10 protein-coding genes and 1 tRNA gene are annotated in these 13,008 nt (G+C 53.4%); 10 read left to right on the top strand and 1 reads right to left on the bottom strand.

The window, feature by feature from the left end:
- Positions 1 to 21: 21 nt before the first annotated feature.
- The 4 genes from ACFSW5_RS12770 to ACFSW5_RS12755 all read left to right on the top strand — a co-directional run bounded on the left by ACFSW5_RS12770 (position 22) and on the right by ACFSW5_RS12755 (position 6,618).
- The gene (locus ACFSW5_RS12770; protein WP_379273503.1) at positions 22 to 2,358 is read left to right on the top strand and encodes an AraC family transcriptional regulator; all 2,337 of its coding nucleotides are present in this window, start codon (positions 22 to 24) and stop codon (positions 2,356 to 2,358) included.
- Between the two features lie 44 nt (positions 2,359 to 2,402).
- Complete coding sequence (locus ACFSW5_RS12765) at positions 2,403 to 3,905, top strand: sulfatase family protein (RefSeq protein WP_379273501.1); 1,503 nt, start codon at positions 2,403 to 2,405, stop codon at positions 3,903 to 3,905.
- A gap of 41 nt (positions 3,906 to 3,946) precedes the next feature.
- A complete protein-coding gene (locus ACFSW5_RS12760) occupies positions 3,947 to 5,806 on the top strand; it encodes a rhamnogalacturonan lyase family protein (protein ID WP_379273499.1) in 1,860 nt (619 codons plus the stop codon).
- Positions 5,807 to 5,922: 116 nt separating this feature from the next.
- A complete protein-coding gene (locus ACFSW5_RS12755; protein ID WP_379273497.1) occupies positions 5,923 to 6,618 on the top strand; it encodes a uracil-DNA glycosylase in 696 nt (231 codons plus the stop codon).
- Between the two features lie 195 nt (positions 6,619 to 6,813).
- Here ACFSW5_RS12755 and ACFSW5_RS12750 read toward each other — a convergent pair whose 3' ends face one another.
- The gene (locus ACFSW5_RS12750) at positions 6,814 to 7,800 is read right to left on the bottom strand and encodes an S-layer homology domain-containing protein (RefSeq protein WP_379273494.1); all 987 of its coding nucleotides are present in this window, start codon (positions 7,798 to 7,800) and stop codon (positions 6,814 to 6,816) included.
- 199 nt (positions 7,801 to 7,999) lie between these two features.
- Between ACFSW5_RS12750 and ACFSW5_RS12745 the strand changes: the two genes are divergently transcribed.
- The 6 genes from ACFSW5_RS12745 to ACFSW5_RS12720 all read left to right on the top strand — a co-directional run bounded on the left by ACFSW5_RS12745 (position 8,000) and on the right by ACFSW5_RS12720 (position 13,002).
- Positions 8,000 to 8,072: transfer RNA gene (locus ACFSW5_RS12745), tRNA-Val, on the top strand.
- A 1,107-nt stretch (positions 8,073 to 9,179) separates the two neighbouring features.
- Positions 9,180 to 9,434 (top strand): hypothetical protein, encoded by a 255-nt coding sequence (locus ACFSW5_RS12740; protein WP_379273492.1) that lies wholly within the window; start codon positions 9,180 to 9,182, stop codon positions 9,432 to 9,434.
- Between the two features lie 39 nt (positions 9,435 to 9,473).
- Entirely contained in the window at positions 9,474 to 10,106 is a 633-nt protein-coding gene (locus ACFSW5_RS12735) for a 4Fe-4S single cluster domain-containing protein (RefSeq protein WP_379273490.1), read from the top strand.
- Positions 10,103 to 10,555 (top strand): hypothetical protein, encoded by a 453-nt coding sequence (locus ACFSW5_RS12730; RefSeq protein WP_379273488.1) that lies wholly within the window; start codon positions 10,103 to 10,105, stop codon positions 10,553 to 10,555. Before ACFSW5_RS12735 ends, ACFSW5_RS12730 begins: the two co-directional genes overlap by 4 nt.
- Before the next feature lie 26 nt (positions 10,556 to 10,581).
- A complete protein-coding gene (locus ACFSW5_RS12725; RefSeq protein WP_379273486.1) occupies positions 10,582 to 11,301 on the top strand; it encodes a ComEA family DNA-binding protein in 720 nt (239 codons plus the stop codon).
- A 21-nt stretch (positions 11,302 to 11,322) separates the two neighbouring features.
- Positions 11,323 to 13,002: an AAA family ATPase gene (locus tag ACFSW5_RS12720; RefSeq protein ID WP_379273484.1), complete on the top strand. Its 1,680-nt coding sequence runs from the start codon at positions 11,323 to 11,325 to the stop codon at positions 13,000 to 13,002.
- Positions 13,003 to 13,008 lie beyond the last annotated feature (6 nt).

Raw genomic sequence — 13,008 nt, 5'->3', positions numbered from 1 at the left:
CGGAAAGGAGGAAGCAAAGCGATGCGGATCAAATATTGGGCGGGCCGGCATCCGAAAGGGCATTATTTTCTGCGGAGCCTCATACTTATTTTATTTATAGCCTGCGTCCCCGGCCTCGTCACGGGAGGCGCTTTATACGGCTGGGTAACCGTACGTATGGAACGGGTGCTGCAGCAAAGCCATTCGAAGCAAATCGAGCAGCGGGCCGAGGCGGCGGACAAAGAGCTGGACGATCTCGAACTGGCCTTCTCGCAGTGGGCATTTAATCCGACGTTTGACGGCAGGCTGAAGGAGCTGGATTTCGTCTTCAAATATAAACAGGTGCACGAGCTGTACCGCACGCTTCTTATTGTGCGAGACTCCAATTCGCTGATTGGGGACGTGCAGCTGTATCTACGGCAGCCGAAGCCGCTTACGATGGATGCGACGCGTTACGATTATTTGAGCGACCCGGTTAGCGCGGCGCGATACGAGGGGCTGCTGGATCCGATGCAGACGATTTATTGGACAAGAGCCTCGGATAACGGATCTCCAATGCTTGTAACCCAGCTGACAGACGGCGGGGACAGGCCGTTCGGAGCGCTGACGATGAGGCTCGATCCGCAGCGCCTGAACATGTTGCTGCAGACTTTGACGCCGTCCGGCGGCGGCCATACGCTGCTGTTGGACGAAACGGGCGAATGGATATCGCCCCCCGCAGAAGAGCAGCAGGGCTTATATGACGCGCTTCGTCAAGAGGCAGCGGGCAGAGACGGAGCTTCCCTCCCTTTCCGGTTCGAATATAAGGGAGAAACGTATTCGGTTATGACCGGACAGTTCCGCAGGCTGGGCAATGACTGGACTTATGTCTCGGCGGTTCCGCTGACGCAGATCACGGCGCCGCTCTTATCCATGTCCCGCGTGATCGTCGGCATAAATGCCGCTGGCTTGGTTCTTGCGCTTCTGCTGTCCTGGTTTGCTTCATTGCGGCTGTATCGGCCGCTTGGCCGACTGCTGACGATGCTGGCGGGAGAACGCGGGGCGCGGGATTTGCGGCTGGGCGACGACGAGCTGGAGCGAATCGAGCGAAGCTGGACGGGGATGAGCCGCGCGCGGGACGAGCTGCTGAAGGAGCTGGAGAGGCAGCAGCCGCTCGTCCGGTCCAGCTTGCTGCTGCAGCTGGCTCAGGGCCATCTGGTTTCATCTTCGGAGACGGAACTGCGCGAACGGCTGGCGCAAAGCGGGTGGAGGAAGCGGGACTCCGGGTTCATCATTTTGTACGCGCGGGTCCGGCCGAAGCCGCTTCCGGCAGGAACGTACGCGAAGGGGGAGGGCGAGATGACGGCTTTCGCCGCGGCAGAGCTGTTGAAACGGCAGGCGGGCATGCTGCCTTATCCTTCCGAGCTTCTTAACTTTCACGATATGTCCATGGCGCTTCTGCTTAACGTTCCTTGGGATGCGGAAGCGGAATGCTCCGCAAGATCGTTGCTGCTGGAAGCGGGGCAGGCTTGGTGCGAGGCGGCCAGCGCAAAGTACGGGATACGGATTACGGCAGCCGTAAGCGGCTGGGCGCGGGAAGCGATGTCCGTCCCGCAGCTGCTTCGTGAAACAAGATATGCGATCAGGCAAGGATGGCCGCTGCTTCACCGGCAAGTGCTGGACGCTAACGAGCCGGCGTTGGCGCCCGGAAATCCGCTCCGGTATCCGTTTGAGATCGAGCAGGAGCTTATCGCTTCCATGCGCGGCGGCAATGAACAAGCGGCCATGGATTCGCTAAAGCGGTTTATGCTGGAGTGCTCGGGCGAGGAGGCGTCCGGCATACGGCTGCGCGACGCGCTGCCGCAGCTGCTCGGCGGGATCAGGCAGACGCTCATTCAGTTGGAAAGGGAGCCGTCGCGGCTGTTCGGCTACGGGGTATTCGACGAGCTGCTGGCGCTCCAAAGCGCGGAAGAGGTGACGGAATGGTTCGGGGAACGAATCATTAAGCCGTGCATCAAGGAGCTGGCAGGCAGCGATGAAGACCGGCTGCAGTCGGTGCTTCATCTCATGAAAGAGCATGCCGACAGGCATTATGCCGCAGCGATGTCGCTGGAGGAGTTCGCCTATGAGCACGGAGTCCATTCTTATACGTTAAGCCGGGCGTTCAAGCAGCATTTCGGCCAAAATTACGTCGATTACTTAACGGATGTGCGGCTTGGCGAAGCGAAACGGCTTCTGGAGCATACCGATTGTAAAATGACGGTCATTGCCGAACGGGTTGGGTACCAGCCGAGCTATTTCAACCGCATTTTCAAGAAACATACGGGGATTACGCCAAGCCGCTATAGAGAAATAGTCCATCATAGAGGGCTGGAAGAGCTCGGCTTGGGAACCAAATGAACGGTAACTGACAGAGAAGGGGATGAGGGGAATTGGCTTCTTCCTTGCCAAACCTGATTTTTTTTATGACGGACCAGCAGCGCTGGGATTGCATCGGACGGTTCAACGAATCTATTCATACGCCAGCGATCGATCGATTAAGCGCGGAGGGAATTACGTTCAGCCAGGCGACCTGCCAGTCGCCGATGTGCGCGCCGAGCCGCAGCTCCATGATGTTCGGCTATTATCCGTCGCAGCTTGGCGTCCGGACGAATTACGGCGGGCTCTTCGACGAGAGCCGCCTGCCTTCGGAGCCGCTTCCCGAGCTGCTGAGGCAAGCCGGTTATCAGACCGCCGGCTTCGGCAAAACCCATTGGAACCACAGCGATGGCGTAGAGCAGCCGTCAACCCGAGGCTTCGAGGTTCGGGCGATCGGTTTGTCGCGGGAAAGCGGACATTATGAGCACGGCGCGGTAATGATCGGGGACGACGCTCCGGAAGCGCTTGCCGCCTATTACCGGGAAACCGCAAGCTTCGGCGGCGGCGAGGAGAATGCGAACGGCTACAAAGGGCTGACGAGTCAAATCCCGATGGAGCAGCACCGCGACGGCTGGGTCGCCGAGCAAGCTTTGAAGTTTCTGGACGAAGGCACCGACGCGGAACGGCCGCTGTTTTTCTATTTGTCTTTTTTGAAGCCTCATGCGGGGTTTAACGTGCCTAAGCCGTTTGAAGATTTGTACAAGCTCGAGCAAATACCGGATATTCCGCAGCCGCCGTGGCTGGACGAGCCGGATACCCATCTGTTCGCGTCCGATGCGATCCATGAGCAGAGCTTGGCCCATTACCGGGAAAAAAGGGAGGTGTGGGAGCGGATGAGCGCCGAGGAGCGGAAAAGGACCACCCTCCGCTATTGGGCGAACTGCTCTTGGCTGGATCATTATTTCGGCCGGGCGCTGGATAAGCTGGAGAAGCTGGGGAGGCTGGACTATGCGCTTATCGTATTCGTATCCGATCACGGGGAGATGCTGGGGGAGCGGCGTTATCGTTTCACGAAATACAATTTGTACGACAGCAGCGTCAGAGTGCCGCTTATATTGGCCGGATCCGTAATCCCGAAGGAGAAACGCGGCACCATAGACGACCGTCCCGCCGAACTCGCGGATCTCGTGCCCACTCTTGCTAAAGCGGGGGGGTTGCCGGAGAACCCGATGCTTCCCGGCTCAGACCTGCTGGGACCGGCGGTAAAGCGGGGAAGCTTCTGCGAGTTTCACGGCAAAGGCGGAAGCGCGCCGCATTCGGGACCGGCTTATATGTGGCGGACGAAGGAATGGAAGCTCATCTTGTACATCGAAGGAACGATCCGCGAGGCGGCGGCCCGTGTGGGAGAGGCTCGCGGAGAGCTTTATCACCTGACCGAAGACCCGAACGAATGGACGAATCTGTACGGGCAGCCGGCTTACGCCGAAATCCGGGAGAGGCTGAAGACGGAGCTGCTGATGCATTTGGCCTGCAGTTGGGCGAAAGGGCCGTTCTTTTACAGCAGGGACGGAGTAAAGCCGTTATTGTAGCAATCGAATCTTGTCGTAACGACAATTATGGGGGATGAGAGATGACGAAGCAAAAATGGATGGCGGGTGCGCTTGCCGCGCTGCTCATTATTCCTATCGCCGCTTCAGCCGGGAACGGCCAAGCGTCGGCAGCTAACGGGGCCGCTCAAGAGCCGCGGATTGTGGAAGCGCTCGGCCGTGGGCTTGCCGCTTTGAAGACGGAAGAAGGCGGCGTGTTTCTGAGCTGGCGCCTGCTTGGCACGGAGCAAGCGGATGTCACCTTCGATGTATACCGGAAGACGGGGAAGCAAGAGACGAAGCTGAACGATGCCCCGCTGACGCAGGGGACGAATTTTACCGATAAGGAACCGGATCTTAGCCGGACAAATACTTATTATGTGAAAACGTATCATAAAGGGAAGTTGAAAGAGGTAAGCGATAAGGCCGTAGTCGAGGCCGATGCGCCTGTGCGCAATTATTTCAGTATTCCTCTAAAAGACATCACGTCCAATCCCGCGGATTATTTCGTGCAGCATGGCTGGCCGGGCGATCTGGACGGCGACGGCGAATACGAATATGTCGTTACCCGGATCCCCGTGAACAGCGGCAACCGCTTCGTTGAAGCGTACAGCTTGAAGAAAGGATTTTTGTGGCGGATCGACATGGGGCCATACAGCAACACGCCGATCGACGTTTATAACGCCCCGCCGGCAGCCGTCAGCGAATTCGGCGTTCCGGGCCTTGGCGGATGGAGAGATAACGATAACGTTACGGTGTTCGATCTGGACAGCGACGGCAAAGCGGAGGTTCTATTGCGCACGTATGAAGGCGTGCGGTTTGCCGACGGCAAAGCCGTGCCCGCGTCCGACACGCTTACGCAGTACATCTCCGTCGTCGACGGGAAGCGCGGAACGGAAAAAGCCCGTACGGTTATTGAAAACGACTATGCGGAAGACGGTCCGTTGAGCGGCCAATTTGGCATCGCTTACTTGGACGGGGTCCGTCCAAGCCTGATCGCCGCGCTCAAAAACCGCAATAACGACCGCATCTTCCAATACGTTACGCTGGCGTACGACTATAATAACGGGGAGCTGATTCAGCGGTGGAAGCATCTCGGGGCTAGCGGAGAAGTGTTTCATCAGATCCGCGTTGTGGACGTGGACGCCGACGGGAAAGATGAAGTCGCATTCGGGGCTTGGACGCTGGATGACGACGGGGAAGCGTTATACAGCTTTGCGGGCGCCGTGCATGGCGACCGGTTCCATATTACCGATATCGACCCGGACCGGCCGGGGTTGGAGCAATATGCGATTCAACAAGCCGAGAACGGGAATGTGAACCAGTTCCCATGGTTTTACGCCGATGCCGCCACCGGCGAAATAATCCGGACGGGAAAGGTGCCGCAGGACGTATCGCGAGGCACCGCTGCCGATATCGACCCGAGATACCGCGGGTATGAAATGTGGTCGACCGCCGGCGGGATTTACAACGCGGATGGCGAAGAAATAAGCGCCGTTAAGCCCTCGATTAATTTTAAAATATGGTGGGACGGCGACGCGCTTAGCGAGCTTCTTGATATTCGTGCCGTAGATAAGTGGGATTATGCCAATTCGCAAAGCGTCCGGCTGTTTGAAGCCGAAGGCGTCCGGGTGAACTCGCGCAACGCTCCGGTGTTGTACGGCGATCTGCTGGGGGATTGGCGGGAGGAAATATTGTTCGAGAGCAGCGACTTTAAAGAGCTGAGGCTGTATGCGACGACGATTCCGTCCGATGTGCGCCTATACACGCTGCCGCATAATCAGGCTTACCGCAATACGCTGGCTGTCAAAGGATATATGCAGTCGACGCTCGTCGACTACTATCTTGGCGACGGCATGGACACGCCGCCGCAGCCGAATGTCCGAAGGGCCGGAAAACGCTAACCGTTACGGCTTGACCCCGTTCGTCCGGTTGTTCGAATCGATATTCTCCTGTACAATTATTTATTATTGTTTACGAGGATAAGCAGGAATGATTGGGCGAGAGGATGTGCGGCATCATGCAGCAAACGTTGCTTAACGATTGGACTGAAATTTTGCAGAGCGAGATGGAGCAGAGCTACTACAAGGAGATGCTCGAATATCTCGACGGCCGGTATAAAGCAGGGACCGTGTACCCGGAGCGGGAGCGGATTTTCAGCGCTTTGCAATATACGCCGTATGAGCGGACCCGCGTCGTGCTGCTAGGCCAGGATCCGTATCACGGTCCGGGACAGGCGCACGGGCTCAGCTTCTCGGTCCGGCCGGGCGTCAAGCTGCCGCCTTCGCTCCGCAATATTTATAAGGAATTGAACGAAGACCTGGGCTGCCCGATCCCGGATCACGGCTATTTGGCGGATTGGGCGAAGCAGGGCGTACTGCTGCTGAATACGGTGCTGACGGTAGAGGACGGGCAGGCGGGCTCGCATCAGCGGATCGGCTGGGAACGGTTCACGGACCGGATTATCGCGGCGTTAAACGATAGGGAGGAGCCGGTCGTCTTTATATTATGGGGCAAGCATGCCCAGGATAAAGCGTCGCGGATTAACCGGGAGCGCCATTATATTATCGAGTCGGCTCATCCGAGCCCTTTGTCGGCGCATCGAGGATTTTTCGGAAGCAGGCCGTTTTCCCGTACGAACGCTATCCTGCGGCGGATCGGCAAGCCGGAGATCGATTGGACGATTCGCCCTCTTGCCGCGTTGACCAAGGATTGACGCCCGATGACGGCCAACGTTAAAGTGAAAGAATCCGCGAAGGCGGGCGGCAAGTTTGGCAGTCCATAAAAAAGCTTTCTCCGTTTCCCGGCTTGGGATCGGAGAAAGCTTTTTTTGACTTTCGTTTGCGGCAAGCGTTAACGATTTGCGGGCAAAAACTTGCGCGGGCAACCTCGTCTTGTCGCCTCGGATGGTTTATTGCGTCAGGCCGCCGGATTGTACGGCGTCGTCCCCGCCGCCGCTGAAGCCGGGAGAAGCCGTGTCGCCGGAATTGGCGAGCTCCGGTTTAAAGCCGCTGGACACATAAGCGTCGGCATGAACTTCGGTAATGACTTGCGGATACATTTTGTCCGGATCCGGCTGCACCGCTTCGACATGAATCCATGCCTGATCGCCTTCAAAGGAGATCGACGAGATGCGGATGCCGTAGCCCGGATGCGGAGCTTGGGCGGAAACCGTCACTTTGTTGATTTCTTCGTTTACTTTGGTTACTTGAAGCGCAATATCGGATAGCGGCATGGCATTCTCCTCCGGCAAGGTGACGACAGGCGTCAACGATTTCACCTGCTGCATCACGTCGTACAGCCAGCCTGCAGCCTCGCTGCGGGTAATCGGATTCTTGGGATAGAATTTGCCGGATTCGTCGAGCTTCACGACATTCGAAACGAGCAGCTTCTGAACGCTGTCCATATACGCTGGATCCACGTCCTTCTCGTCCGTCAGCATGACGTACATTTCGATAAACGCGAACTCGCCTTTTGCGATCATCGCCTGGAGCAGATTGTGCGCGTACTGCTCGCGGGTCATAACCGCATCGGCTTTGACGTCGCCCGGGATATCGAGGCCGTTGTAATGCGCGGCGATAAAAGCGTCGGCATACCAAGCCTCGTCTTTCAGGTTGGCGAAATAATCGGAAACTTGCGGTTTCCGTACAAAACGCATATTGTCGGTGTTCAGATCAAGTCCTTTCACAATAAGCGAAATGCCTTCCGCGTAGCTCAAATTTCCTTCGGGACGAAACAAATCGTCTTCCATGCCTTTTAGAACGCCTTGATCCCGCAGGGCATTGATTTTGTCTTCGTTGGGATCACCCGCCGTATCGCTGAATGCGAAAACGGATTGGCCCAGCAGCGTGAGCAGCAGGCCGAACATAACGACCATAATGACAGGCCGTGCTTTCATGGCTTTCACCTCTTTGATAAAAATTGTTATGGATGATTTCGGTTGTCCTTTATGACGGAACGCCGTTACGAAAAGTTGCACGGTACGTATCTATTATGAGCCGATTGGGGTACTTGCATAAGTTTGTTAAAATTATTGAGAAAATGTGTTGACAGGTGGGCTCGTTCTTGATATATTATATCTTGTCACCGCGAAATACGATCTGTTAGCTCAGCTGGGAGAGCACCATCTTGACAGGGTGGGGGTCAGTGGTTCGAGCCCACTACAGATCATACGATGCGAAAACCCGCGAAGCCTTGTGCGACGCGGGTTTTTGCTTTTTGATCAAAAGAAATTTCTATCCCACCTCTGCGAGGACCGGAGCTTCGTTTATGTACAGGCCGTCATCACCGCCCGAGTCCGTTTCCGGAACGGGTACAAAAGCTTTTGTACTTTATTTCAATTTGAACATTGACGATTATTCCAAGAGCATCCTATGGGTGTTCTTTTTTTTGTTACGCCGAACCTGGGGATTGCCGGATTTGGCACCGGTGTTGCCTTTTCGTTATCCTGTCTTGATCTTAGGGCTTAAATCCGGCTCGGGACGGCTTTTCGACGATGCCGCAGGCAAATCAAGCTTAAAAAAGCGACCTGCATCACGATCGAATGCAGGTCCAGCGCGTGTTTTATTAGGAGTACGGATATGTAGTATGAAGGAATTGCCTTAAGCAATCCTTAGAAGAAGGTTAGTGCAGCCTAAAATTCAAGACTGCGCCTTAGGCCATTCGCCGTCCGGGACATTCAGGGGCAACGCTGGAGGAATAAAGCCGCTCAAGGTTAAGTATTAAATTCTACAATTAGTTACAGAAATGGTGGTTTCCTTGTACAGTACTTGTATATGTACAAGTACTACATCGCGTATAAATCGGAGCGGATCGGCGAGCCAATGACGAAAGAGGAAGCGTTGAAGCGATATTTTGAATTAAAAGGGAGTTTCAAGGATTTGTGCATATTGATCTATGACGAGAAAGATAACTTGAAGGGGCGCATTCCAAAAAAATAGCCGCCGGACCATGCATGGATATAGGTCGGGGAGCAGTTCCTCAATAACCCTCTCTTATTGGAATATAGATTCGGTTTGAGAGTTTACACAACCTCTTGATTAGATCAACTGGAAGAGTATAGTTTCTTATTAAACTAATCGCTCAGAATTGTAAATCTTCTCCTTAGATCATAATAAAACACGTTTTTTCTGGAATTATGAGTTATCATCAATCCTTTTGTTTGCTTTTAAATTGAAAGACCTCTTGATCTATTTATACAATTTCTATTGTTTATATGATAAAATCACATCGTAACAATCCGTCTTTTTTTACCAAAGTTGAGGGGACAGAAGAAGCTTGTTTTATATCATCGGCGGGATTATCGTATTACTTATTTTGGCTAGACTCGGGGCGAAAGGTGTCGGTTTTTTTCTCTTTCTGGTTGCATTGTTCGTTCTTTGGCGGTTAGGGGTGTTGTCATTTATTTTTAATATGGTCGCCAGGGGGTTCGGGTGGATTTTTGTAAGAGTCGTTATTATGTATGAGCGACTCTTCGGAGATGAGGCCGCGACTGCCATGTCTGTGATCGCCGCAAAAGCGATATGGACATAGATTCGTCACTATAAAAACTTGCGGAAAACAGGTGATGGGATGCAATCGATCCGGATATCGAGAATCGTACGGAAAACGGAAGTCGAAGGGCCTGGTTTGCGTTACGCCATCTGGGTGCAGGGGTGTCCGATCCGGTGCGATGGTTGTTTTAACCCTCATACATGGGATATGAACGGGGGGGAAATTTGGGAGGCGGACCGGCTTATTCGTGATATTGAAGCGACGCTGCGGTCCGCTCCGGAGTTGGAGGGCGTCACCTTTTTGGGAGGAGAGCCGTTCAGCCAAGCCGGCGGGTTAAGCAAGATCGCGAAGCGCGTTAAAGAACTGCAATTATCGGTGGTAACGTTTTCGGGGTACACCTACGAGACGCTTCAGCGATCGGACAATGCAGGTTGGCACCAGTTGCTGAAATATACGGATTTGCTAATTGACGGTCCTTACATAAAAAAACTGCACGACGTTAGCCGGCCGTGGATTGGATCCAAAAACCAACAATATCGGTTTTTAACGCCCCGATATTCTCATCTTCAGGAGCGGCTTGGGTCGATCTCGAACAAGCTTGAAATTCGACTGCATCCCGACGGAACGATTACCGCCAACGGAATGGCGGAACCGGCAGATTTGGAACTATTGTTGCAATTAGGATATGAACGTAAGGAGACGAGGACATGAGCGTAGAAGTCGTATTGATTCCCCTTGCTATCGCCTTAACGAAAGAAATCGCCGAAGGCATTTCCAAACGTTTGGAAAGCAAAGAGCAATCATATATGTTGATCCCGACAAGAATGAAGGATGAGGCGTTGTTGAAGCAAGCGCTTGAGGAATGGAGCTGCACGCTCCGAACAGCGGAATCCGCCGATCATCTCCTATTTGAAAATAGTAACGAGGCGACTTTTCTAGTCCATGATGACGGCCGTTATGTTCTCGTTGTTCCCGAATCGGCTGATCGAAACGCGTTTGAGGAATGGGTGGACAAGGTAGAATCCGCGTATAACCACTATTTACAGCAGAGGGTCTACAACGATTTACTGGAAAAAGCCAAAAACCAAGGGTTGCTGTTGGAGAAGGAAGAAATCCTCGAGGATAACTCCATACAGGTTACATATGTTCTAAAAGGATAAAGCGGAAACGGAAAGGCGGAAGAAGAATGAAAACCTACACAGACAGAGGAAAAACGTGGGAGCTGATCAATAGCTGGTGGGTTCTCTTAACGTTGGTGCCGTTCGGGTTCGTCAGCTTCATTTCTTTTTTCTATATTGGAACCGTCGTAAAAAATCAGCGGTGGAGAATTTGGGGGATTGTTTATTTAGCGGCGGTCATTGCCGTGTTCGCCACTGCCGGGGCGGGCATCGGCGCTGCCATTGCGGTCGCATTATGGGTACTGTCGGCGGTGCACGCCTTTAAAATCCGCCCTGCTTACTTGATCCAATTGGATGTATACAAAGCAAACGAGAGTATTTTGGATAAAGAAAAGATTGCCAAGCTGAGACAGGAGGCTGAACGGAAATTCAAATCCGCCCTGAACGAGCCTATCCAACCGCCGAAACTAACAAAACCGCTCGAACAACGGAGCACAGTACCAACGGTCGATCCCCCCGTTCCGGACAGCTTGTTCGCAGGCAAGCGGATCGATGTCAATATGACTTCCGAAACGGAGCTTGCCGCGATTCCTCAAATCGGGATCATTTTGGCGAAAAAAATCGTGTTGAAACGGCAGGAAACCGGCGGCTTCCGGTCATTTGACGAGTTCGTGACCGTTATGGGACTGAGGGAGCAGGCGGCCGTGAAACTGAGAGAGCAACTCGCGTTTTCTCAACAGGCGCCTCAACGGCAGACGACCTCGTCCGGGAGAAAGATTGACTTTTAAAGGGAAAAAGGAGCTTGCACGATGGCAATCGGTAACCAAAGGAGAACCAAGACGTTACTTGCAAACTTATTGAAGGCGCGGTTCCCTTATTTATATATTCAGACATGGGAAGAAGATCGTGTTTTGTCGTTGATCCGCTCCGTTGCGCAGGATGCGGAGTTGATCAAAACGCCCCGCGAGGTGTTGATTTGGCGGATAACGACCGGCATTCTCGACGGCAACGGCCAGTCGAAGGGAGATTATAAACAACCGTTAAAAGCTCTGGAGTTTATCGAAAAGTACGATAAGCCTTGCGTCGTCGTACTGCAAGATTTTCACGTGTACCTCGGCGGACAAGGACGGCTTCCCGACTTTCAAGTCATTCGCAAGCTGCGGGATATGTTGTCGCATATTAAACAGAGCGCTTATCCGATTAACGTCATTTTCACTTCCCCGTTTATGATCCTTCCGGAGGATTTGCAGAAGGATATTACGATCGTTGATTTCGATCTGCCGACTTTCGATGAAATTATGGCTGTGCTCGATGAAATGATCAGCATAAACGAGCAAAGCGGCAGAATTCAAATATTGCTGACGGGCGAAGAAAAGGAACGGCTCGCGAAAGCTGCGTTGGGTCTAACGTTGTCGGAAGCGGAGAACGCCTTTGCCCGGGCCATGGTCGAGGACGGGAAGCTAGACATCGCAGATGTCGAGGTCATTCTCGAGGAGAAGGAGCAGATCATTAAGAAAACGGGCATTCTCGAGTTTGTTCGGAGCGATCTGCGCTTGGAGGATGTAGGCGGCCTTGAAAATTTAAAACGGTGGCTGACGAAGCGCAACAAATCTTGGCTAGACTCCGCACGGAAATACGGCTTGCCAGCGCCGAAAGGGGTACTGATCACAGGGGTTCCCGGCTGTGGTAAAAGCTTGATCAGCAAATCGATCAGTTCGATGTGGCAGCTTCCTCTGCTGCGTTTGGACATGGGGAAAATTTTCAGCGGAATTGTCGGCAGCAGCGAAGAAAACATGCGCAAAGCGATCAAGACTGCAGAAGCCATCTCCCCCTCCATTCTATGGATCGATGAGATCGAGAAAGGGTTTAGCGGTATCGGAAGCAACGGGGATAGCGGTACTTCTTCACGTATCTTCGGTCAGTTTCTGACTTGGATGCAAGAAAAGACAAGCCCCGTCTTCGTTATCGCAACGGCAAACAACATTTCCAGTCTTCCGCCAGAATTGATGCGTAAAGGGCGGTTCGACGAAATTTTCTTTGTCGATTTGCCGACCAAGCGGGAGAGGAAAGAGATCTTAAGGGTTCATTGCAACAAACGGTTGAAAGACCACGAAGTTGTCGGAGAGTTCCAGCTGACGGATGACGTGCTCGATCATTTGGCTTCAATATGCGAGGGTTTTGTAGGCGCTGAGATCGAACAGCTGGTTATTGACGCTCTTTTTGAAGCGTACGCGGAAAATCGGCCTGTCCGTTTGGAGGATTTCGAAAAGGCGATTACTAATACGGTTCCGCTCTCCGTTACTCAAGCGGAGCAAATTCGCGCCATCCGTCATTGGGCCAACGTGCGTGCGGTTACTGCGACCCCGCGGGAGGATCTCGAAGACTATGTCGGCAGGCAGGGAGATGCGTCGGCATACGCCCCGCCGTCGTTCGATAATAAAGGCGACGACATTCGGTTGAAACGTGGAGGAAGGACCATCGATTTCTAGGAGGTA

The organism is Paenibacillus thailandensis, assembly GCF_042685365.1.
Taxonomy (GTDB): Bacteria; Bacillota; Bacilli; order Paenibacillales; family Paenibacillaceae; genus Paenibacillus_AP; species Paenibacillus_AP thailandensis.
This window is presented reverse-complemented; position numbering and strand designations above follow the sequence as displayed.